A 21,034-nucleotide genomic window follows, 5' to 3' on the forward strand; every position below is an offset into this window, starting at 1 on the left:
GCTTAACTTTCAATTTTGCAGGAGCAAAGATTATGACAGTAGGAAAAAAAGAGTTAGTCGCAGTTCAAGATCAGGATGATTTTATCTGGCTGGAGGGCATTCGCGACCAGCCTGCGCTGGAGTGGGCAGAGCAGCAAAACCCGAAAACCACCGCGCAGTTCGCCACTGGCGAAGATTTCGAGCGCATTCGCCAGCAGGTGCTGACCGGCCTGAACTCCCCGGCGCAGATCCCCGGGATCACTAAGCATGGCGAGCACTGGTACAACTTCTGGCAGGATGAGAAAAACCCGCGCGGTCTGCTGCGCCGCACCACCCTTGAGGAGTACCGCAAGGCCGAGCCTACGTGGGAAACCGTGCTGGACATCGACGCGCTGGGCGCAGCCGAAGGGCAGGACTGGGTGTACCACGGCATGTTGCACCTCAAACCCGACTATCGCCGGGCGCTGTTAGTGCTTTCCCCAGACGGCGGCGATGCTTCGGCAGTGCGCGAGTTTGATCTGCAAACCCTCAGTTTTGTCGAGGACGGCTTTAATCTGCCGGTGGCGAAAAGCCTTATCTCGTGGATTGATCACGACCACCTGTTTGTCGCCACCGATTTTGGCGAAGACTCGATGACCACCTCGGGCTACCCGCGCACGGTGAAAATCTGGCAGCGCGGCACGCCGCTCAGTGCCGCTGTCACCCAGTTTAGCGCACAGAAAAGTGACATGATGGCGTTGGGGTATCACGCCGATAGCACGGGCTTTGAGCAGGACTTTATCATTCGGGTGATCGACTTCTATCGTCGTGAAGCCTTTTTGATTGATGCCGAGCAGGGGCTGGTGGCCGTCGATTTACCCGCCGACGCCAAATTCAGCCTGTGGCGCGAGTGGATGATTGTCGAGCCGTCGAGTGAGTGGCAGGTTGGGGGCGAAACCTATCCGTCTGGCTCGCTGTTGGCGATTGATTTCGCAGACTTTATGGCCGGAAAGCGCCAGATGACCAGACTGTTTGTGCCGGGGGAAACCACGGCGCTTAGCGGCTACTCCTCGACCCGCGACCACTTTATTATTAGCGTGACCCAAGACGTGGTGAACCAGCTGGAAGTGTTGACCCCGCGCGAAGGGGAGTGGCTGCGCGAAAGCATTGGCGACGCGCCTGATCTGAGCGAAATCCAGATTTATGGCATCGACGAAGAGACGAACGACTACTTCATGACGGTCAGCGGCTTCTTGCAGCCGACCACGCTGTACATCGGTAGTCTGGACGATAGCCAGTCGCCACCGGAGGTTCTCAAGCAGGACCCGGCGCACTTCGACGCCTCGGGGTATCAGGTGAGCCAGCACTTCGCCCAGTCTGACGATGGCACCCGCGTGCCGTACTTCGTGGTGTCGAGCAAAGAGGTGGTGTACGACGGTAAAAATCCGACGCTGCTGTATGGCTACGGCGGTTTTGAAATCTCGCTCACGCCTTATTATCTCGGCACCAGCGGCCTGTCGTGGCTCAATCGCGGCGGCGTGTATGTGTTAGCGAATATTCGCGGCGGCGGCGAATACGGCCCGCGCTGGCACCAGGCCGCGCTCAAAGAGAATCGCCTGCGCGCCTATGAAGATTTTTCCTCAGTGGCCAAGGCGCTAATCGCCAGTAACATCACGTCGGCCAAGCATCTGGCGGCGGAGGGCGGCAGCAACGGCGGCCTGCTGGTGGGCAATATGCTGACACTTTACCCTGAACTCTTTGGCGCGATTGTTTGTGAAGTGGCCCTGCTCGATATGCAGCGCTACACGCAGATCTCCGCCGGGGCATCGTGGATTGCCGAGTACGGCGACCCTGCAATCCCGGAAGAGTGGGCGTTTATTCGGCAATTCTCGCCTTACCACAATCTGGATGCCGGCAAAAAGTACCCGCCAATCCTGATAACCACCGCCACCAGCGACGACCGCGTTGGCCCCGGCCACGCGCGTAAAATGGCCGCAAAAATGCAGCAGTTAGGCATTCCTGACGTCTGGTTCTTTGAAAACACCGAAGGCGGCCACAGCGCGGCGGCAGACAAAGCCCAGTCCGCCTTCAAGGGCGCTATGGTCAGTGAGTTCTTACTGCACTATATCGGCCGCGACGCGCACTAACCCGCGTGTTATGACGAGCAACCCGCCCGGCTATCCTTGCCGGGCGGGGTATCTCTGCATTCCCTCTTTTCTCCCCCGCAATTTACATTTCGACATGTTTTATCAACCTGTTAGCAACAAAAAAAGTTTCCCTGCTAATTAGTGTTTGTTTATGATTTGGGCATTATTTGATAATGGTTATCAAAATCAATTTTATTCCATTCTCATCTCAGGTTTTTTTCAAGCTCATTTCAAAGGAACAAACATGCTCAAGAATACTGTCCGCACGCTTTCTGTTGCCGGCCTGCTCGCTACCTCCTTTGCCAGTTTCGCTACTACTTATCCGTTGAATGTGACTGACCTTGATGGTCAAAAGCTCACTTTTGAAAAAGCGCCGCAGCGTATTATTTTGCAGGATGGTCGCGATATTCTCTCTCTGGCGGTGTTGGATAAATCCAATCCGTTCCAGCACGTGGTGGCGTGGAATAACCTGCTGAAGAAAACCGATATCGGCACCTGGGACATGCTGAAAAGCAAATGGCCGAGCGCGGACAAGATCCTCGACATGGGCTTTAGCGACAAAGGTCAGGTGGATCTCGAGACGGTGATTGCTCAGAAGCCTGACCTGATGATTGCCCAGCTGCGTGCCAAAGCGTCTCTGCAACAGGCGGGCGTGCTGGATAAACTCAAGTCCCTGAATATCCCGGTGCTGTTTGTTGATTATGAGCTGGACCCGGCCAAGGACACCGCGCCAAGCATCGACCTGCTGGGTAAAGTGCTGAACCAAGAGAAAAACGCCAAAGCCTATTCTGATTTCTACACCCAGCACTACCAGCATCTCCAACAGGTGGTGGCGGCGGTGAATCCAAAACCTAAAGTCTTTGTGGAAGCCATTGCGGGCCGCTCCGACTCTTGCTGCTTTACCCACGGCGACGCGGGCTGGGGCAAGTTGGTGAAAGCCGTGGGGGCGACCAATATCGGCACCGAACTGCTGCCGGGCGCGTCTGGCGATGTGTCGCTGGAGAAGGTGATCAGCATGAAGCCTGATGCCTACATCATGACCGGCTCATCACGCCCAAGTAACGGCAGCGTGTCGCACATCCTGCCGCTGGGCTACGGCGCAGAGCAGGCCAGCGTGGATAAAGAAGCCAAGGCGCTGCTGGCGCGCAACGGCATTTCGCAGATTTCTGCCGTGACCGACAATCGCGCCTATGGCATCTATCACCAGTTCTACAACCATCCGTACAACATCGTCGGCATGGAATATCTGGCGAAATTTATCTATCCGCAGCAGTTTAAAGATCTCGACCCAGCGAAGACTTACCGCGATCTGGTGCGCAACTACACCGACCTGCCGGACACCGGCTTTATCTTCGGTTGGTCGCAAGCCAAGTAATCCCCTCTATCCCTTCCAAGCCGGCAAGCTTGCCGGCTTTTGTATGCCGCCAGACCAGGCATACGGCCTATCTTTACGTGGATCACATTTGTTGACACTCGGTTAATTCATCCCTGAAACTAATTGTATTAGTGTGACTGATAGACTCCTGCTATTGGTGAACGCTTTGCCATCGCAAAGCTCAAGGGCGGAGTAATACCTAAAGAGAAGGTGAATTTATGCAATCTGAAGAACAGCGTTTAATCGAAGGGCTTTTTAGTCGTCTGCAACAGGCTGAGTCCGCAACGGCACCGCGTGATGCCGAGGCAGAGCGCGTGATTCAGGCCTGCGTCAGCAAGCAGCCCGCTGCGCCTTACTACATGGCGCAGGCGATGATTATTCAAGAAGCGGCGTTGACTAAGCTGAATCAGCAGATTCAGGCGCAACAGCAGCAGATAGCGCAACTGCAAGAGCAGGCGAAGAACGCCCGCCCACAGAGCACCGGTTTCTTGGCCGGGCTGTTTGGCGGCGGCGCGGCGTCACAGGCGCAGCCTCAGGCCGCACCGCAGAGCAACTCAGGCAGCCAGCCGATCCCAGGCACCAGCGGTTGGGACAACCGTGGGCAGCAGCAGGGCTACCAGCAGCAACAGCCCTACCAGCAGGCGACTCCACAGCAGGCCGCGCCTCAACAGCCGGGCTTTTTGGGCAGCGCGCTGCGTACCGCCGCGGGCGTGGCGGGTGGGGTGGTGTTAGCTGAGATGCTGACCGGCATGTTCCATCAGAGCCAGCCACAGGAGATTGTGAATATTATCGAAGAGCCGCCGGTGCAGAATCTGAACGACACTGACAACGGTTTCCTCGGCAATAATGACGTCCAGCAGTCTGATTTCCAGCAGCAGGATTTCAACAGCGGGCAGCCTTCATGGCAGGACGCCTCCCTGCGTGATGATAATTCAGACTTAGGATTTGGCTCGGACAGCTTTGACTCTTCCGATTACAGTAATGATGACGACGACTCCTTCTTTTGAATGTTTTGCATTTAAGAGTGCGGTTTGCCAGTAGGAATTGTCGTACAAAGTCTAAGAGTGAGAGGTTTATCGCTTATTGCTTTGCACATTCTGGACAAAACCTGAATCTGCTGCTGTACTCTACTTGACACACATTTTGTGTCTTACATTCACGTAAAGGTAAGTTTGATGTCAAAGATTAAAGGTAGCGTTAAGTGGTTCAATGAATCTAAAGGTTTTGGTTTCATTACCCCTGAAGATGGCAGCAAAGATGTTTTCGTGCACTTCTCTGCTATTTCCAGCAACGGTTTCAAAACCCTCGCTGAAGGCCAACGTGTAGAGTTCGAAATCACACAGGGCGCCAAAGGCCCATCGGCTGCTGACGTTAAACCTATCTAACTCTAGCCAAATTTTGAAAAACCCGCTGATGCGGGTTTTTTTTGGTCTTTTGTTAGCTGACGCTCTTGTTACGCCGTCCGTGGTTTACGCACCAGCGTGGTAAACAGCAGGATGGCAATGGCGAAGCAGCCCATAATAGTGAAGCCCATCGACAGCGCCGAGGTGCCACCCAGGCCACTGATCGGCACGCTAATTGAACCCAGCGCGAACATACACACCCCAATCAGCGCTGACGCGCTACCGGCGTTTTTCCCCTGAGTTTGCATCGCCAGCGATGAGGCGTTCGGGCCGACAATCCCGATGGTGATCACCGAGAAGAATAGCGGCACCAGCAGCGTCACTAGCGGCGCGTGCAGGCTGGCGGCGATAACCAGTGAAATCGAGCCGAGCGCCGCAATGGTCAGCCCAGCCTTGACCAGCGCCAGTTCGCCAAACTTGCCACTCAGGCGGGTAGAAATTTGCGCCGCCAGCACCAGACCCACGCCATTAATCGCAAAGCACAGGCTAAACATTTGCGGGCTGAGGCCATAAATCTGCTGTAAGACGAAAGGCGACGCGCCGATATAGGCAAACATCCCCGCCATGGTGAAGCCCTGCGCCAGACACAGCCCCATAAACTGGCGATCTTTAAGCAGCCCGCCGATGGCGCGCACCATCGCCATCACGCCGCCCTGAGAGCGCCTTTCGGCAGGCAGGGTTTCATGCAGCTTGAGCAGCGACGAGGCGAACAGCAGCACGGAAATCACCCCCAGCGCGCCAAAAATCCCGCGCCAGTTCATGAAATTCAGCAGCCCGCCGCCGAGTACCGGCGCAATAATCGGCGCCAGCCCGTTAACTAGCATCAGCAGTGCAAAGAACTTGGTCAGCTCGTGGCCGTTATACATATCGCGGGCCACCGCGCGTGAAAGTACCGCGCCGCCGGCTCCGGCGATGCCCTGAAGCAGACGCGCGGCGATCAGCTGTTCAATGCTAGGCGCCACGGCGCACCAAACGGACGCGGCAAACAGCAGGGCCAGCGACCAGAGCAGCGGGCGCATGCGGCCATATTTATCGCTCAGCGGGCCAAAGATAAGCTGGCCCAGGCCTAGCCCAAGCAGGCCGGTGGTCAGGCTGAGCTGGCTGGTGGCGGTGTTGGTGTTGAGTTCATGGGCCATTTGCGGCAAGGCCGGGAGATATAAGTCAGTGCATAGCGGGCCAAGTGCGGCAAGTGACCCTAAGACCAAGATATAGCCCAAGCGTTTTTCTGTCAGGTGAGCGCTCATTAATTTTCCGTTTCCCGGTTATTTTATGGTGGTTAAAACGATGTGTGTGACATTAGGATTGGCCCGGCGATGGCGGGTTAAACAGTTGACCAAACAATTGGTTGTAGAGCTTTTCTAGCGCCTGAGCGTTGGCATGTTGGGTGGTGAGATGGCGGAAGGCGGTGCCTTCGCAGATAACCGCCACCACTTCGACGCGGTTATTTAGCTCTTCGTCGCTCCAGTGCGGGTAGGCTTTGCACATGGTGGCTTTGGCCTGATTGAACAAATCGCACTCGGAGTCGCGCCAGATCTTCTCCACCAGCGGATTGCGCGTCGCTTCGGCGGCCACTTCCAGCATCAGTGCGTGGTCGATTTCCGTCTGCTCGTCCGGGGTTTCTTGCTCGCCCGCGCGCGGCTCGGTGAGGTGGAACTCGCCGATGCGGCGATTGGCGAGATTCTCCGCCATTTGCAGCAGGTTGTGGGCATTGCCGGTGATCAGCGCAATCTTCTTCGCCACCATGCGGCGCACTATCTCTTCGATAATGGCCTCTTTATTGGCGAAATAGCGATAAATCTGCCCCACGCTAAGCTGCGATAATTTGGCGATCTCGGCCATTCCCGCGCCGTGAAAACCGTGCTTACGAAAGCAGATCCGCGCGGCGGCAATGATCTGATCGCGTCGGGCGCAGATGCGTTTTTCCTTGGTGTCCTGTGGAGGCAACATAGAAGTCCTGATGGCAAGAGCTGGCAAAATAAAAATGAGTATGAACGTTCATTCTCAATTATAAGCAGACATGGCTAGCAGGTAAATATCAAAACAAACGGCGCAGCGTGTTAAGCGCTGCGCCGTTGGCGAAATGAGGTAAACGAGGGGACTTAGGCGGCGAAATAGGCCTGCAAAAAGGCGGCGACGATCAGCACGCACAGTGAAGTCACCATAATTTCAGATAACGTTTTAGGGGTAGTAAACATAATCACTCCAGATGGCATCATTAAAATGAATCAATGGAGACGATTGTGCAGATTTAAGATGAAGGAAACATTAAGACGCGCTTAAAAGGTGAAAAAATGTTCGGCGCCAGCGAGAAGGAAATCATTGAAGATTCACGATGCCTTTGTCATAAAAAAGGCATCGTTGAGGGATAGAATCAGTGCGCGTTGTACCAGCTGACCACCATAAAGCCCAGCAGGGTAAGGGCGAGGGAGCCAAACAGGTTCAGGGAGATGTTCAGCACTGCATCACCGAAACGCCCGGCTTGCAGCATGTAAACCACTTCCAGAGAGAAGGTGGAGAAAGTGGTGAAGCCGCCGCAAAAGCCGGTGGTGATCACGGCTTTGAGTACTGGGTCGACATTGCTCATGCGGCCAAAAATCGCGATGGCGAAGCCAATGACAAAGGCACCAATCAGGTTAACGGCCAGCGTGCCAAGAGGAATGGTCGGCGAAATGCTGTTCATCTTCAAACCGAGATACCAGCGCGCTGCGCTGCCGACACCGCCTGCAATGAGGACTGCAAGAAAAGTAGTAAACATGGAAAACCTTTATAAACAGGTGGAATTCAGAAAGGTCCGGGCACGACGCTACGAACCTCTCGCGAGATTGCGTAGACATCATTAGCCCGTAAAGGCGGTTTCGGAGGAATGTCATCTCCATCATTTTGCCGCGCAATTTTACACCGCAGACCAAAATTTTGTAGTGCTTTGTGAAAAGCCGCTGAGAATAAAAAGGAAACACAATGTTAATACGCGACGCGCTTGCCGCCGATGCTCCTATTATCACCCAGCTATTGGCCGATCTGGATTACCCCAATGATCCACAGGACGTGGCGGCGAGAATCGTCAACATGGCGAGCAACCCGGACAGCCGCCTGCTGCTAGCGGAAGAGCAGGGCGCAGTGGTCGGCTTTATCTCATTGCACTTTATCCCGCAAATTGCGCTGGCCGGGGAGTTTTGCCGCATCAGCTATCTGTGCGTCAGTGGTGAAAGCCGCGGTGGCGGTATCGGGCAGAAGCTGGTGGACGAGGCCGAACGCCTGTCCATCGAGCGCGGCTGTGATCGGATGGAAGTACATAGCCACAGCCGCCGCGTGCGGGCACATCAGTTTTATGCCCGCGCCGAATATGAAGAATCGCCGAAGTATTTAATCAAAAAGTTTTAATTCCGCTGTTAACCCAGCGCCAGCACAATGGCGTCGGCAATGACATCCACCTGCTCCGCTTTTAGCTGAGAGGTGCTGATGCGGATAAACTGCCCCGGCCCGATGCGGCTGCGCTCGCCGGGCAGTACCGCAATTCCCCGCGCTGCCAGCGTTACTAAAGCAAACTGCTCTGAAGGGACGGGGATCCACATCGCCAGCCCGTCGCGGTGTGGAATATGCACGCCGCGCAGTTGCAGCGCGTCGGACATCGCTCTTCGCCGCTGGGCGTAAACCGCTTTGGCGTAGGCAATCCCCTGCTGGGTTTTCTCATCCTTAATCAGATAGGCCAGAGCCTGCTGCAAAATGCGGCTTGACCAGCCTGCGCCGAAATTACGGAATGAAATCACTTGTTTGATCAGCTCCCGCGAGCCGGAGAGCACCGCCAGGCGCAGATCCGGCCCGTAGGCTTTGGAGTAAGAGCGCACGTGCACCGTGCGTTTGGGTAGCACGCTGCCCATGCTCAGAGGCGCGGTGTGGGAGAGCTGGCCGATGCCATCATCTTCAACAATCAGCGCATTGCTCTCGGCCAATAGCGCCGCCAGTTCGGCGAAACGCTCGGCGTTCATCACGTGGCCGCAGTGCGAATGGGTGCTTGGCTGATAGATAAAGGCTGACGGATTTTTGGCGAGCGCCGCCTGAAGCGACTCGGGGATCGGCCCGAACTCATCGCATTTTACCGGCAGAACCTGCGCATTAAGGTTATCGAGCATATCCAGCAGGCGGCTGGCGGTCGGGTCTTCAATGGCCACCACCGAGCCTTGCATCAGCAGGGTTTGCAGCGTCAGGTTCATGGCGTCAAAGCCGCCGTCGGTCGCCATAAAAGCTTCGGCGGCATAAGGCCAGTCGGATTGAACCGCCGCCAGCAGGGCCGGGGAGATGGCTTCGCGGTGATAACTATTGAGATTTTCCGCCGCCATGCCCGACAGCAGGGCGTCGCGCAGGTCGGGCAGTAATTGCGGGTCTGGCGCTGACAGCGTCAGGTCGGCGCTGATGTGCTCGCCAAAGTTGCCGATTTTTTCAAAACGCGCCGGGCGAGGGGAGAGAGTATCACCACAGACCCAGACGCCGTTGCGTCCGCGCCCGGCAATCACTTTCTGCCGACGCAGCTGGCCCCATGCGGCGGAAACCGTCGCCGGGCTGACGCCTAATGACTGCGCCAGTTCACGGACTGCGGGCAAATGGGTGCCGATTTCAATCACGCCGGAACGAATCATCGCCGCCGTCTCCAGCGCAATGCCGCGCATCGACCTGTCCTGCAAATGCCCTGCGAACCACTCTGCATCCAGCGCTTTTACCAACGGATTATCAGCCATTTTTTGCCTTTTGTTCAGTAACAAAGATTCTATTGTACATATTTATTTATGCTATTAGTATCAAACTTAGCCAGTTGAGGCGATAAAAACAGCACTTTGTTGGCAATGTGTTCGCCATTGGTCAAAAGAACTTAGCAAACCGAATTTTGCACACCTATAAGGGGAATCTCGTGGCGTTGACCATCAGACTGGCTGTTCGTGACTGGGATTATTTTACGCCGCTGGCTTTGGGCGATATCAAACCAGAAGGTTTTAACCTAGAAATTGACCGCGTGGGCACGCTGGTGGATGACTTAGCCACCAGCGCCGACTACCAGGCCGGAGAAGTCTCCTTTAGCCGTTACGCCCAAGGGCGCGCGCGCGGCGAGCAGGATCTGCTGGGCATTCCACACTTCCTGATGCGCGGATTCCGCCAGCGCTGCATTATTACGCGTCAGGACAGCCCGCTGACTGAACTCTCCCAGTTAAAGGGTAAGCGCATCGGCCTGACGGGTTGGCAAGATTCCGGGAATACTTGGACGCGCACGGTTTTGGCGCTGGAAGGGGTGCAGATTGAAGATGCGCGCTGGTACGTGGGCCGCCTGACCGAGCAGCACCCGATTGTTGACCGTCTGGCGGGCTTTGGTCAGCCGGGGCGGATTGAAGCTGTCCCCGAAGAGCGCCCGATGATGGAGTTGCTGCAAGAGGGCTGGCTCGACGCGGTGTTTACGCCATTTATGCCTGAAGGCTTCTTCAAACCGGATTCCGGCTTCCGCCAGTTCCAGCCTGACTTTCGTCAGGCCGAGTTGGATTATTTTAATCGAGTGGGTTACGTGCCGGGCATTCACCTGCTGGCGATTAAACCGGCGCTGGCCGCCGAACACCCTTGGCTGCCGCAGGCGCTGAGCGACATTATTGAGCGTTCTTACCAAGTGTGGATGGAGAAGCGCGCCAAATATGCCGATACCACACCGTGGCTGCTGGATGACCTGCGCCGCACTGTGGTGGACTTGCCCGCTGACTGGAACGCCAACGGTTACGCCGCCAATGAGCAGATGATTAATGATTTTGGCGCAGAGCTGCATCGGCAGAATTTGACCGCGCAGCGCCTGACCGCCGCCGATCTTTTCCCGCATTTTGCCGGTTAATCAAGATTAAGGAGTGATGATGAAAGTTGCATTAGGCCAGTTCGCCGTCGCCAAAGAGTGGCAGGCTAACGTTGAAACCTGTCTGTCACTGATGAAGAAGTCAGAGCAGGCCGGTGTGGATCTGCTGGTGCTGCCAGAGGGCATTCTCGCCCGCGACATCACTGACCCCGATTTAGTGCTGAAAGCCGCGCAGCCGCTGGACGGGCCATTTGTCAGCCAACTGCTGGCCGCCAGCGTCGGTAGCCAAATGACCACCATGATGAGCGTGCACACCCCGACGCCAGATGGCCGGGCGTGGAACGTGCTCATCTCTCTTCGCGACGGCAAGATCATTTCTGAATACCGCAAGCTGCACCTGTATGACGCCTTTTCAACCCAAGAGTCGAAGAACGTCACGCCGGGCAAAGATATTCCGCCATTAGTTGACGTCGCGGGCTTTAAAGTTGGCCTGATGACCTGCTACGACGTGCGTTTCCCTGAGCTGGCCCGCCGTTTGGTACTCGACGGCGCGGACGCGCTGGTTCTGCCCGCCGCGTGGGTAAAAGGGCCACTGAAAGAGATGCATTGGGAAGTGTTGGTCACCGCCCGCGCGCTGGAGAACACCACTTACGTGGTGGCGGTGGGCGAGTGCGGCGAGCGAAATATCGGCAACAGCATGGTGGTTGACCCCCTTGGCGTGGCGATTGCCCGCGCCGCCGAAGCTCCGGCCCTGGTCTTTGCCGAGCTGGATAAAGCCCGTTTAGCGCACGCCCGTAAAGTGCTGCCGGTGCTGGATAACCGCCGTTTTGATGTTCCACAGCTACGTACTGACAAGTTCTAAAACCCGTTATTTAAGAGTCAGGCAGTACCCCTCGCGGCAGCCACGGTCCTCAACGTGCGCCGCAGGGCCAACAAGCGCGAACCACACCAGGGAGCGCCGCATTACCCTTGCTCGGTCAGCGCCTGACCCAGTGAGAAATAAAAAATATCCTTACGGCGTTATCAACACCAGGGAAGGTGTTAACAATAAATCACTGATTTTGAAATTAATTGCACAACATTCACCACAACTTTTCGACAGAGGGCATTGCAATGATGGCAAGAAAATTACGTCCGGCTACCGCACTGACGGCTGCATTACTTTCAATACTTTCGACCACCGCGTTTGCTGCTGAAAGCGTCGCTATCCCTGCGCAAACGGTAGATGCCGCGCTGCATGCCAAATTGCCAGCGGACATCCAAAAATCCGGGGTGATGACGTCGGTCAACAACGGCTCCTTCCCTCCTTATGAAATTGTGACTGGCAATAATACCCTCGACGGCGCGAGTTCAGACTTGGCTGACGCGCTGGCTGGCGTGCTAGGGGTGAAAATCGAACACGCCTCGGTCAGCGGCATGTCTGGCATTCTAAGCGGCATGGCCGCCGGGCGCTACCAGTTGGCGATGGGGCCGATTGGTGATTACCCGGACCGTCAGGCCAAAAATGATTTCATCGATTTCGTCAAAGAGTACGTGGTGTTTGCGGTGCATAAAGGCAACCCGCAGAATATTAATTCGCTGGACGACACCTGCGGCAAACGCATTGCCGTGATGGCGGGCGGCTCGGCGGAGCAGGTGATCCGCAAGCAGTCCGACGTCTGCGTGAAAGCCGGTAAACCGGCGGTGACTATCCAGTCGTTTAGCGACCAGCCAACCTCGATTCTGGCCGTGCGCTCTAACCGTTCTGACGCCTTCTTCTCCTCGCAGGCGCCGTTGACCTATTTCGTCGACAAAGCCAGTGGCCAGTTGGAATTGGCGGGCAAAGGCAAATCTAACGGCTTTGGCGACATCTATCAGGGCACCTTAGTGCCAAAAGATTCGGCCATTCGTGACGTGATTTTGGCGGGCTACCAGAAGCTGTTCGACAACGGCACTTACGCCATCATCATGAAAAAATGGGGTCTGGAAGACAACATGGTTGCAGCGCCAGGGATCAACTTGGCTAAGGCGCAACCTTAATGACGGAAAATACCTTTCGAGTTAAACCGCCGGATAGCCATGAAGCCGACAACCCGCGCCGCAACGTGGAGCTTGCTCATGCGCCGCGCAACTATGGCCGCTGGATCTCATGGATTATTGTCACGCTGATCGCCATTGACGTGGTGTGGAACGTGGCGCGCAATCCTAATTTCGAATGGCACGTGGTGGGTCAGTGGTTTACTGAAGGTACGGTGGTGAAGGGGCTGGGCGTGACGCTTGGCCTTACCGTGGTTTCAATGCTGCTTGGCGTGTTTCTGGGCCTGATGTTGGCGATTGCTCGCCTGTCGCAAAGCCAGTTGCTGCGCCGCCTCTCCGGGCTGTATATCTGGTTTTTCCGTGGTACGCCGCTGCTGGTGCAACTGCTGTTCTGGTACAACATGTCGACGCTGTTCCCACGGGTGGTGCTCGGTATTCCCTTTGGCCCGGAGTACATGAGTTGGAACACCAATGACCTGATCACCCCGCTGACGGCGGCGATTGCCGGTTTGGCGCTAAACGAAGCGGCCTATATGGCGGAAATTATTCGTGCTGGGCTGCTGTCGGTGGACAACGGGCAGGGGGAAACGGCACAGGCTTTTGGCATGAGCCGTGGCCGCGCCCTGCGCCGCATTATTATCCCGCAGGCGATGCGCTCGATTATCCCTCCCACCGGCAACCAGCTGATTAGCATGATTAAAGCTACCTCGCTGGTCAGCGTTATTGCCATGGGCGATCTGCTGTACTCGGTTCAAACCATTTATAATCGCACCTTTGAAGTGGTGCCGATGCTGATGGTGGCGGTGATTTGGTACTTGCTGATCACCTCGATACTCAACGTCGGTCAGTCGGCCATTGAGCGCTATTACGCCCGCGGTACCAGCCGCTCCGGCTCGGCCACCAAGCGGCGTCAGGTGTCTGGCGAAGAGAAAACCATTCCTATCGTCAATGCACCAAGCCAGACCCACGAGGAGGAGCGATGAGTCAGCCCACTTTAGAGAGCCAATCGCCGCTGGTTGTGGCGCGCAACGTGCATAAAAGCTATGGCGATAATGAAGTGCTGAAAGGCATTGATCTGGAAGTGAAACCGAGCGAAGTGGTGGTGATCCTTGGCCCGTCAGGCTCGGGGAAATCCACTTTCCTGCGTTGTATCAACCATTTGGAAGATATCGATCGCGGCGCGATTATGGTCGGCGGCGAGCAGATTGGCTATGAGCTGCGTGGCGACAAGCTGCACAAGTTGCCGGAAAAGGCCATTGCGCGCCAGCGTCGTGATATCGGCATGGTGTTCCAGCAGTTCAACCTCTATCCGCACATGACGGTGTTGCAGAATATCGTTGAAGCGCCCATCGGCGTGCATAAGGAGAGCCGACAGGACGCCGAGAAGTACGCCCGCGAGCTGCTGCAAAAGGTGGGGCTGAGTGACAAAGCCGATGCCTACCCGCGCCATCTCTCCGGCGGCCAGCAGCAGCGGGTGGCGATTGCTCGCGCTTTGGCGGTGAAACCCAAGCTGATGCTGTTCGACGAGCCGACCTCGGCGCTGGACCCGGAGCTGGTGGGCGAAGTGCTTTCCACCATGCGCGATCTTGCCCAGCAGGGGTTAACCATGATTGTGGTGACGCACGAAATTGGCTTTGCTAAAGAGGCGGCGGATCGGGTGGTGTTTATGGATCGCGGCTACGTGGTGGAGCAGGGGTCTGCGCAGGAGGTGCTGGTCAATCCTCAGCATCCGCGCACTCAGGCGTTTCTCAGCCGATTTATTTAGTCCGCCCGTTGGCTCATCGACCACAGAGAGTCGATTTCTGTCTGAGCATTTCTGTTACATTTTTAGGTTGTATTTACACCCAGATTATTCGTAAATAACCTTAAATTGTTTGGGCTGTTCTGTCAGTTAAAAGCGCAACTAAACAGTTCAGATAAACAGTTTCGCAAACCGTGAAAAGAAGGTGTGTATGGAAGGTTTAAGCATTACTAAATTGTTAGTTGTGGGTGTTCTGATCGTTCTGCTGTTCGGTACCAGCAAACTGCGCTCTTTGGGCGGAGATCTGGGCGCTGCGCTGCGTGGCTTCAAGAAAGCCATGAATGATGATCCAGCTCCTGCTGCCAAAACTGACGCACAGCCTGCTGAGCGCGTAGAACACAAAGACTGATTTGTGTGCGGGTTAACGCCCGCCGTTCTGCTGTTGTAGCCAGACACTTCGCGGCGGTTTTGGTCGCCGCAAATAAAAAACGGCTGCTCGTGTGAGCAACCGTTTTTTGTCGTTTCTATTGGCTGAAAAGTAACAAAGTGTGACAGCCTCTACCTTCAAGACTTAAGCTTGCGGCGCGTTAACTCAGGTCGCGGCGCCGCGATAAGGCTTATTTTACTTCGATGCCTTTGGCCTGCAGATCAGCATGGTAAGAAGAACGCACGAAAGGACCACAAGCCGCGTGGGTGAAGCCCATTTTCAGCGCTTCTTCTTTCATGTAATCGAACTCTTCCGGGCTGACATAACGCTGTACCGGCAAGTGGTGACGGCTTGGCTGCAAGTACTGGCCGAGGGTCAACATAGTCACGCCGTGACGACGCAGGTCGCGCATCACTTCTATGATCTCTTCATTGGTTTCGCCCAGACCGACCATCAAACCAGACTTGGTTGGGATATCAGGATGAGCTTCTTTGAAGCGTTGCAGCAGGGTCAGTGACCACTCGTAGTTAGCACCAGGGCGCACTTGACGGTAAACGCGCGGCACGTTTTCCAGGTTGTGGTTGAACACGTCTGGTGGCGTGGCGTTGAGGATATCCAACGCGCGATCCATACGGCCACGGAAGTCCGGCACCAGTGTTTCAATCTTAATGGTTGGATTCTTCTCGCGAATAGCGGCGATACAGTCGGCAAAGTGCTGAGCACCGCCATCGCGCAGGTCATCGCGGTCAACCGAGGTGATAACCACGTAGCGCAGGCCCATATCGGCGATAGTCTGTGCCAGCTTCTGCGGCTCATTGGTATCTGGCGCGGTTGGGCGGCCGTGGGCAACATCACAGAATGGGCAACGGCGGGTACAAATCGCGCCGAGGATCATAAAGGTAGCCGTACCGTGGTTGAAGCATTCGGAGAGGTTAGGACAAGCGGCCTCTTCACAAACGGAGTGTAATCCGTTTTTACGCAAGGCGGCTTTGATGCCCTGAATGCGGCTCGAATCAGCCGGCAATTTGATTTTCATCCAAGCCGGCTTACGTAACATTTCCTGCCGGTCAGTGGCCACGGTTTTCACCGGGATTAACGCCATCTTATCTGCATCGCGGTATTTAACGCCGCGTTCCATCTGAATCGGTTTACTCATAAGCTTGCAGGTTCCAGGTTTGTCACTCGTTACTCGAGTTTTGTCAGGACATTCAATGAACTGGATGATTCATTAAAAAAAATCTGAATAATTGCAGAAATTATAACACTTATGCCGCTCACTATTCAGCCCCAGAAGTGCTCATAAGCAACAAAGTCTACATTTCTTTAACATTAATAGTCTTCGGCCTGCCATGGCAGATAATCCACTTGCTGGTAATTCAGTAAGTTATTGAAAGATTTCACCAGCACCGGCATGACGTCATCGACCGTCAGCCCCGGTTTTTCACGACTGACCTGCGTCATTTCCAACCCGGCATAGCCACAGGGATTGATGCGCAGGAAAGGCTCGAGATCCATATTAATATTCAGCGACAGGCCGTGCAGCGAGCAGCCTTTGCGGATACGCAGACCCAGCGAACAGATTTTTTTGCGATCCACATAGACGCCGGGGGCATCGGCACGCGGGTAAGCATCAATTGAGAAGTGGGCGAGGGTATCCACCACGGTTTGCTCAATGGCGGTCACCAGCTGGCGTACGCCCAACTTTTTGCGCTTCAAATCCACCATCACGTACATCACTTGTTGGCCGGGGCCGTGATAGGTGACCTGCCCGCCGCGATCGCTCTGAATGACGGGAATATCGCCCGGCAGCAGCACGTGCTCTGCCTTACCCGCCTGACCCTGAGTGAAGACCTTGTGGTGCTCGACCAGCCAAATTTCATCTTGGGTTTCAGGGGTACGGTTGTCAGTGAACAGATGCATCGCGCGGGACACTGGTTCGTAAGGCTGTAGACCCAGCTGACGTAACACAATGCGTTGTTGCAGTTTATCTTGTTGCACAGCAGCTATCGCCATTTAAAAAGAGGGGCACAGAAAAAGCAATGCAGCACCGATTAGGGCGCTGCATTAGGCAATTCACAAGAAGGGATCACAATACCATGCGGACAATTTCGAGATTACCCAGCTCGTCGTACAGGGTTTCGACCTGATCGATATGCTGCGCGTTGATCGTAATTGATACGGAGTGGTAATTCCCTTTACTGCTCGGTTTTACCTGAGGATTGTAGTCGCCAGGCGCATGGCGTTGCACGACTTCCACAACCTGATCAACCAACTCGGGCTGTGCCAGACCCATTACTTTATAAGTAAAGGGACATGGGAATTCGAGCAGTTCGTTAAGTTTGGTTTTCATGTGCACTCCAGCGTGTTTACAGCAGACGGATTATTGTTATTAAAATTACACTCCCGCCGAAGCGGGAGTGTGATCAATATCACAATAGTAATAGTAACTATGTGGGGGGTAAAGGCGGCTTTTCAAGCCCGCGCTTAGCCGAACCAGTGGTGGAACATCAGTTTGATATAATCCACGATGCGGCCGAAGAAGCCCCCTTCTTTGACTTCATTCAGCACCACCAGAGGGCGCTCGTCAATGGTTTTACCATCAAGCTGGAAGTTGATAGAGCCAACTACCTGATTTTTCTGCAATGGTGCGTGCAGCTCAGGGTTGGTCAACACGTAGCTGGCTTTCAAATCTTTCATGCGGCCGCGTGGAATGGTCAGGTAAGCGTCTTTATCAACGCCCAGCGCGACGCGGTCGGTGTCGCCAAACCAGACTGGCTCAGAGGCAAATTCTTTACCGGCTTTCAGTGGAGAGACGGTTTCGAAGAAACGGAAGCCCCAGGTCAGCAGTTTTTTACTTTCAACTTCACGGCCTTTATAGGTGTGACCCCCCATCACGGCGGAGATCAGGCGCATCTGGCCTTCAGTTGCCGAAGCCACCAGGTTGTAGCCCGCGGACTCAGTGTGACCGGTTTTGATGCCGTCAACGTTCAGGCTGGTGTCCCACAACAGGCCATTACGGTTGGTCTGGCGGATGTTGTTGAAGGTGAACTCTTTCTCTTTGTAGGTCGCGTACTCTTCCGGCACGTCACGGATAAGCGCCTGACCGATCAGCGCCATGTCGCGCGCCGAGCTGAACTGCCCTGCGGCGTCCAGACCGTGAACCGTGCCAAAGTGGGTGTTTTTCAGACCCAGCGCGTTCACGTAGTTATTCATCAAGCCAACAAATGCGTCTTGGCTGCCCGCGACGTAGTCGGCCATCGCCACACAGGCATCGTTGCCGGATTGCAAAATGATGCCACGGTTCAGCTCAGAAACCGCGACGCGATCGCCCGGCTTGAGGAACATCAGGGAGGAGCCTTTGAATACCGGGTTGCCGGTCGCCCACGCGTCCTGACCCACGGTAACCATATCGTTTGGCGTGATTTTGCCCGCTTTGATGGATTGACCGATAACATAACTGGTCATCATTTTGGTCAAACTGGCAGGGTCACGGCGTGCGTCAGCATTCATTTCAGCCAGCACTTTGCCTGAGTTGTAATCGATCAGGATATAGGCTTCAGCATCAATTTGCGGGACGCCGGGGATCATCGTCTTTAAATTAACATCGTCGGCATAGGCGGACGCTGCACAAAGGCTCAGAGCTGTGCCAAAAGCCAAGCTTTTGACGAGAAGTGGGGTAGTTACAAGTTTCATGATAGGGACAGCAACATCCGTAGAAGTAAGTTAAAAACGTGCCACACTATAGCAGAAGCGACATATTCAGACATCTGCGATTACAGCGGCTTGAAAGTGTTTACCCTTTTTTACCAATTTCACATTGGTGGAAAAAACGGGGCCGTAGCCCCGTTAAGGAAATGCATCTCGTCTCGCGATGATTTAGCGCATCACAGGGCTGAGACAACAAACGACTGCTGCTGGGCTTCGCTAGCCAGACGTTGTTTAAGCTGTTCTGCCTGCTGGCGGCTCATCGGACCCAGCTGAACACGGTACATACTGCCATTAGGTTGAACTTTGCCCGGCACGGAGAACTTCTGGCTCAGGCTTTTTTGCCATAGCGCGGCGTTTTGCGGATTGCTCAGCGCGCCGACCTGCACCATGTAGTTGCCGCCCGCCGCGTGGTTTGATGATGTCGCACGAGGAGCCGATGCGGCTGCCACGGCGGCAGGCGCAGCTACTGCGGCCATTGCCGGAGCAGGGCTTGGAGAAGCGACGGGGACTGGATCATCATGTTCCAAAATACCCTGTGGCACAGGTTTTGGTGATTGCAGGAAGCCACCACCGCCGTTGCCGCCATTCCCCGCCACGCCGGTAGTAGCGACGGTATCGGTATCTTCGGCGTTGGTCAGGGTGCTGTTATCAATGGGGCGAACTGCCGCACCTGTGTCAGTCGGCGCACTTTGCACCGGCGTACCGATACCGCTAGCACCCAATTCCGGGCGCGCTGGCAGAGCATAAGACTGTTTGGCGACGGTAGTACCAATGGTGCCTGGGCCAGACAGCGTGCCGTCTGGAGCAACATTGATGAAGTCGATTCTGACTTTGGTGCTGTTAGTCAGGTTCAGACGCTCGGCGGCGGCCTGGGATAAATCAATAATGCGGCCCGGCGTATAAGGGCCACGGTCGTTAACGCGAACCACCAACATGCGGCCGTTGGCGACGTTGGTCACGCGAACATAGCTTGGGATCGGCAAAGTAGGGTGCGCGGCGGTCAGGGCGTTCGGGTCAAACTCTTCGCCAATAGCCGTGGTGTTGCTGCCGTTTTCTTGCCCATACCAAGAGGCTAAGCCGACCTGAGAGAAGTTAGACGGGTCTTTGACAATTTTGTAGGTTTTGCCATTGACTGAATAATCCTGACTGGTGCCCGGATTATAAGGTTCGTAACGCGGATCAGCGCCGCCGATTTCAACCACGGGACCGTTATAGGTCTGCGGTGGGGCCGGTTGTTGTTGCTGTGTGTCTTCGGTACTACAGGCGCTCAATAACAACCCGATAATGACGGCTCCAAGCCACTGCTTACGCATCGCCCACCTCTTATAAGTTTTTTGATAACATTTTTCGATGAGTATGTATCGACATGACGATACCAAACCCTGCCATCAGCACGATGAGCGCTGAGCCACCATAGCTGACCAGTGGCAAAGGTACCCCAACCACTGGGACAATACCACTGACCATGCCGATGTTAACGAACACATAAACGAATAAAATTAACATCAGCCCACCGGACATCACTCGTCCAAATGTGGTTTGCGCGCGAGCCGCAATCACCAGCCCGCGCATAATCAAGCATAGATAGAGCGCGAGCAGCACCAAAACCCCCACCAGTCCTAGCTCTTCGGCCAATACGGCAAAGATAAAGTCGGTATGGCGTTCGGGCAGGAATTCGAGCTGTGACTGGGTGCCGTGCAGCCAGCCTTTGCCGGAAAGGCCGCCAGAACCAATGGCGATTTTCGACTGAATAATGTGGTAGCCCGCGCCCAGTGGGTCGCTCTCAGGGTCCAGCAGCATCATCACGCGGTCACGCTGGTAATCATGCATCAGGAAGAACCACAGGATAGGGATGAAGGCGGCAACCAGCAGGGCGGCGACGGCGATAAGCTTCCAACTCATGCCCGATAAGAACAGGACAAACAGGCCAGAGGCGGCGATAAGAATAGACGTCCCGAGGTCGGGCTGCGCGGCAACCAGTAGGGTGGGAATGAAAATCAGCGCCAGCGCGATGGCGGTATTCTTCAATGATGGCGGGCAGACGTCGCGGTTGATAAAGCGCGCCACCATCAGCGGCACGGCGATTTTCGCCAATTCCGACGGCTGGAAGCGTACCACCCCGAGATCAAGCCAGCGCTGCGCCCCTTTACTGATGGTGCCGAAGGCATCCACCAGCACCAGCAACAGCACGCAGACAATATAGAGATAGGGTGCCCAGCTTTCATAGACGCGTGGCGGGATCTGCGCCATGACCAGCATGATGATAAGCCCCATCACAATCTGACCAATTTTGCGCTCCATCATGCCGATATCCTGGCCGCTGGCGCTCCACATCACGAAGGCGCTATAGGCCAGCAGGGCAAGCACAATCAGCAGCAGGGTGAGGTCGATATGCATTTTCGACCACAGCGACCCTTTTTGTTGGTTTTCAGTCATGTTCG

At 55.2% G+C, this 21,034-nt stretch carries 21 protein-coding genes and 1 riboswitch; of the genes, 11 read left to right on the top strand and 10 right to left on the bottom strand.

Features of this window, described 5'->3' with window-relative positions; translation table 11 throughout:
- The first annotated feature begins 32 nt into the window (after positions 1-32).
- From V2154_RS04960 to cspE, 4 genes are all read left to right on the top strand, one after another.
- Positions 33-2,105: a prolyl oligopeptidase family serine peptidase gene (locus tag V2154_RS04960; protein WP_353501312.1), complete on the top strand. Its 2,073-nt coding sequence runs from the start codon at positions 33-35 to the stop codon at positions 2,103-2,105.
- 244 nt (positions 2,106-2,349) lie between these two features.
- Positions 2,350-3,480: an ABC transporter substrate-binding protein gene (locus V2154_RS04965; protein WP_353501313.1), complete on the top strand. Its 1,131-nt coding sequence runs from the start codon at positions 2,350-2,352 to the stop codon at positions 3,478-3,480.
- 218 nt (positions 3,481-3,698) lie between these two features.
- Positions 3,699-4,487, top strand: a complete 789-nt coding sequence (locus tag V2154_RS04970; RefSeq protein WP_353501314.1) for a DUF2076 domain-containing protein — start codon at positions 3,699-3,701, stop codon at positions 4,485-4,487.
- 168 nt (positions 4,488-4,655) lie between these two features.
- A complete protein-coding gene (gene cspE / locus V2154_RS04975; protein WP_353501315.1) occupies positions 4,656-4,865 on the top strand; it encodes a transcription antiterminator/RNA stability regulator CspE in 210 nt (69 codons plus the stop codon).
- A gap of 68 nt (positions 4,866-4,933) precedes the next feature.
- Here the strand turns inward: cspE and V2154_RS04980 are convergent, their stop codons facing one another.
- The 3 genes from V2154_RS04980 to crcB form a co-directional block, all read right to left on the bottom strand.
- Positions 4,934-6,127, bottom strand: coding sequence for a multidrug effflux MFS transporter (locus tag V2154_RS04980; RefSeq protein ID WP_353501316.1), 1,194 nt, complete (start codon positions 6,125-6,127; stop codon positions 4,934-4,936).
- A 52-nt stretch (positions 6,128-6,179) separates the two neighbouring features.
- Entirely contained in the window at positions 6,180-6,830 is a 651-nt protein-coding gene (locus V2154_RS04985) for a TetR family transcriptional regulator (RefSeq protein ID WP_353501317.1), read from the bottom strand.
- A 424-nt stretch (positions 6,831-7,254) separates the two neighbouring features.
- Positions 7,255-7,638 (bottom strand): fluoride efflux transporter CrcB, encoded by a 384-nt coding sequence (gene crcB / locus V2154_RS04990; RefSeq protein ID WP_353501318.1) that lies wholly within the window; start codon positions 7,636-7,638, stop codon positions 7,255-7,257.
- A gap of 65 nt (positions 7,639-7,703) precedes the next feature.
- A riboswitch (Fluoride riboswitch) is annotated at positions 7,704-7,766 on the bottom strand.
- A gap of 75 nt (positions 7,767-7,841) precedes the next feature.
- On the opposite strand from crcB, the gene V2154_RS04995 reads away from it, so the two are divergent.
- Entirely contained in the window at positions 7,842-8,264 is a 423-nt protein-coding gene (locus V2154_RS04995) for a GNAT family N-acetyltransferase (protein WP_353501319.1), read from the top strand.
- Between the two features lie 8 nt (positions 8,265-8,272).
- On the opposite strand, the gene V2154_RS05000 is transcribed toward V2154_RS04995, so the two are convergent.
- Positions 8,273-9,616 (bottom strand): aminotransferase-like domain-containing protein, encoded by a 1,344-nt coding sequence (locus V2154_RS05000; protein WP_353501320.1) that lies wholly within the window; start codon positions 9,614-9,616, stop codon positions 8,273-8,275.
- A 170-nt stretch (positions 9,617-9,786) separates the two neighbouring features.
- Here V2154_RS05000 and V2154_RS05005 point away from each other — a divergent pair, with 170 nt between their 5' ends.
- The 6 genes from V2154_RS05005 to tatA all read left to right on the top strand — a co-directional run bounded on the left by V2154_RS05005 (position 9,787) and on the right by tatA (position 14,867).
- Positions 9,787-10,743, top strand: a complete 957-nt coding sequence (locus tag V2154_RS05005) for a substrate-binding domain-containing protein (protein WP_353501321.1) — start codon at positions 9,787-9,789, stop codon at positions 10,741-10,743.
- 19 nt (positions 10,744-10,762) lie between these two features.
- Positions 10,763-11,563, top strand: a complete 801-nt coding sequence (locus V2154_RS05010) for a deaminated glutathione amidase (RefSeq protein ID WP_353503921.1) — start codon at positions 10,763-10,765, stop codon at positions 11,561-11,563.
- 251 nt (positions 11,564-11,814) lie between these two features.
- Entirely contained in the window at positions 11,815-12,720 is a 906-nt protein-coding gene (locus tag V2154_RS05015) for an ABC transporter substrate-binding protein (RefSeq protein ID WP_353501322.1), read from the top strand.
- Positions 12,720-13,700 (top strand): amino acid ABC transporter permease, encoded by a 981-nt coding sequence (locus tag V2154_RS05020; RefSeq protein WP_353501323.1) that lies wholly within the window; start codon positions 12,720-12,722, stop codon positions 13,698-13,700. The genes V2154_RS05015 and V2154_RS05020 overlap by 1 nt, the downstream gene beginning before the upstream one ends.
- Positions 13,697-14,482 carry an amino acid ABC transporter ATP-binding protein gene (locus V2154_RS05025; RefSeq protein ID WP_353501324.1) on the top strand — a complete coding sequence of 262 codons (786 nt, stop codon included), beginning with the start codon at positions 13,697-13,699 and terminating at the stop codon, positions 14,480-14,482. The genes V2154_RS05020 and V2154_RS05025 overlap by 4 nt, the downstream gene beginning before the upstream one ends.
- Before the next feature lie 187 nt (positions 14,483-14,669).
- On the top strand, positions 14,670-14,867 hold the full coding sequence (gene tatA, locus V2154_RS05030) for a Sec-independent protein translocase subunit TatA (protein WP_034788352.1): 198 nt from the start codon (positions 14,670-14,672) through the stop codon (positions 14,865-14,867).
- 208 nt (positions 14,868-15,075) lie between these two features.
- Here the strand turns inward: tatA and lipA are convergent, their stop codons facing one another.
- The 6 genes from lipA to mrdB form a co-directional block, all read right to left on the bottom strand.
- The gene (lipA, locus tag V2154_RS05035) at positions 15,076-16,041 is read right to left on the bottom strand and encodes a lipoyl synthase (RefSeq protein WP_034788353.1); all 966 of its coding nucleotides are present in this window, start codon (positions 16,039-16,041) and stop codon (positions 15,076-15,078) included.
- Between the two features lie 173 nt (positions 16,042-16,214).
- Positions 16,215-16,898 (bottom strand): lipoyl(octanoyl) transferase LipB, encoded by a 684-nt coding sequence (lipB, locus tag V2154_RS05040; protein WP_437341991.1) that lies wholly within the window; start codon positions 16,896-16,898, stop codon positions 16,215-16,217.
- A gap of 73 nt (positions 16,899-16,971) precedes the next feature.
- Positions 16,972-17,235 (bottom strand): DUF493 family protein YbeD, encoded by a 264-nt coding sequence (gene ybeD / locus V2154_RS05045; protein WP_353501326.1) that lies wholly within the window; start codon positions 17,233-17,235, stop codon positions 16,972-16,974.
- 134 nt (positions 17,236-17,369) lie between these two features.
- The gene (gene dacA, locus V2154_RS05050; RefSeq protein WP_353501327.1) at positions 17,370-18,578 is read right to left on the bottom strand and encodes a D-alanyl-D-alanine carboxypeptidase DacA; all 1,209 of its coding nucleotides are present in this window, start codon (positions 18,576-18,578) and stop codon (positions 17,370-17,372) included.
- Positions 18,579-18,769: 191 nt separating this feature from the next.
- Positions 18,770-19,906, bottom strand: a complete 1,137-nt coding sequence (gene rlpA, locus V2154_RS05055; protein WP_353501328.1) for an endolytic peptidoglycan transglycosylase RlpA — start codon at positions 19,904-19,906, stop codon at positions 18,770-18,772.
- A gap of 10 nt (positions 19,907-19,916) precedes the next feature.
- Positions 19,917-21,029 carry a peptidoglycan glycosyltransferase MrdB gene (gene mrdB, locus V2154_RS05060; protein WP_034788358.1) on the bottom strand — a complete coding sequence of 371 codons (1,113 nt, stop codon included), beginning with the start codon at positions 21,027-21,029 and terminating at the stop codon, positions 19,917-19,919.
- Positions 21,030-21,034: the final 5 nt, after the last annotated feature.

Source organism: Ewingella sp. CoE-038-23 (assembly GCF_040419245.1).
In the GTDB taxonomy this organism is placed as follows: Bacteria; Pseudomonadota; Gammaproteobacteria; order Enterobacterales; family Enterobacteriaceae; genus Ewingella; species Ewingella allii.

Bases quoted from the DNA above. Each gene is read 5' to 3' on its own strand.
- V2154_RS04960 (WP_353501312.1), top strand. From the start codon at position 33: ATGACAGTAGGAAAAAAAGAGTTAGTCGCAGTTCAAGATCAGGATGAT.
- V2154_RS05010 (WP_353503921.1), top strand. From the start codon at position 10,763: ATGAAAGTTGCATTAGGCCAGTTCGCCGTCGCCAAAGAGTGGCAGGCT.
- V2154_RS04980 (WP_353501316.1), bottom strand. From the start codon at position 6,127: ATGAGCGCTCACCTGACAGAAAAACGCTTGGGCTATATCTTGGTCTTA.
- V2154_RS05000 (WP_353501320.1), bottom strand. From the start codon at position 9,616: ATGGCTGATAATCCGTTGGTAAAAGCGCTGGATGCAGAGTGGTTCGCA.
- rlpA (WP_353501328.1), bottom strand. From the start codon at position 19,906: ATGCGTAAGCAGTGGCTTGGAGCCGTCATTATCGGGTTGTTATTGAGC.
- V2154_RS04995 (WP_353501319.1), top strand. From the start codon at position 7,842: ATGTTAATACGCGACGCGCTTGCCGCCGATGCTCCTATTATCACCCAG.
- V2154_RS04965 (WP_353501313.1), top strand. From the start codon at position 2,350: ATGCTCAAGAATACTGTCCGCACGCTTTCTGTTGCCGGCCTGCTCGCT.
- tatA (WP_034788352.1), top strand. From the start codon at position 14,670: ATGGAAGGTTTAAGCATTACTAAATTGTTAGTTGTGGGTGTTCTGATC.
- mrdB (WP_034788358.1), bottom strand. From the start codon at position 21,029: ATGACTGAAAACCAACAAAAAGGGTCGCTGTGGTCGAAAATGCATATC.
- V2154_RS05025 (WP_353501324.1), top strand. From the start codon at position 13,697: ATGAGTCAGCCCACTTTAGAGAGCCAATCGCCGCTGGTTGTGGCGCGC.
- V2154_RS04970 (WP_353501314.1), top strand. From the start codon at position 3,699: ATGCAATCTGAAGAACAGCGTTTAATCGAAGGGCTTTTTAGTCGTCTG.
- V2154_RS05020 (WP_353501323.1), top strand. From the start codon at position 12,720: ATGACGGAAAATACCTTTCGAGTTAAACCGCCGGATAGCCATGAAGCC.
- V2154_RS05015 (WP_353501322.1), top strand. From the start codon at position 11,815: ATGATGGCAAGAAAATTACGTCCGGCTACCGCACTGACGGCTGCATTA.
- lipA (WP_034788353.1), bottom strand. From the start codon at position 16,041: ATGAGTAAACCGATTCAGATGGAACGCGGCGTTAAATACCGCGATGCA.
- V2154_RS04985 (WP_353501317.1), bottom strand. From the start codon at position 6,830: ATGTTGCCTCCACAGGACACCAAGGAAAAACGCATCTGCGCCCGACGC.
- cspE (WP_353501315.1), top strand. From the start codon at position 4,656: ATGTCAAAGATTAAAGGTAGCGTTAAGTGGTTCAATGAATCTAAAGGT.
- crcB (WP_353501318.1), bottom strand. From the start codon at position 7,638: ATGTTTACTACTTTTCTTGCAGTCCTCATTGCAGGCGGTGTCGGCAGC.
- dacA (WP_353501327.1), bottom strand. From the start codon at position 18,578: ATGAAACTTGTAACTACCCCACTTCTCGTCAAAAGCTTGGCTTTTGGC.
- ybeD (WP_353501326.1), bottom strand. From the start codon at position 17,235: ATGAAAACCAAACTTAACGAACTGCTCGAATTCCCATGTCCCTTTACT.
- lipB (WP_437341991.1), bottom strand. From the start codon at position 16,898: ATGGCGATAGCTGCTGTGCAACAAGATAAACTGCAACAACGCATTGTG.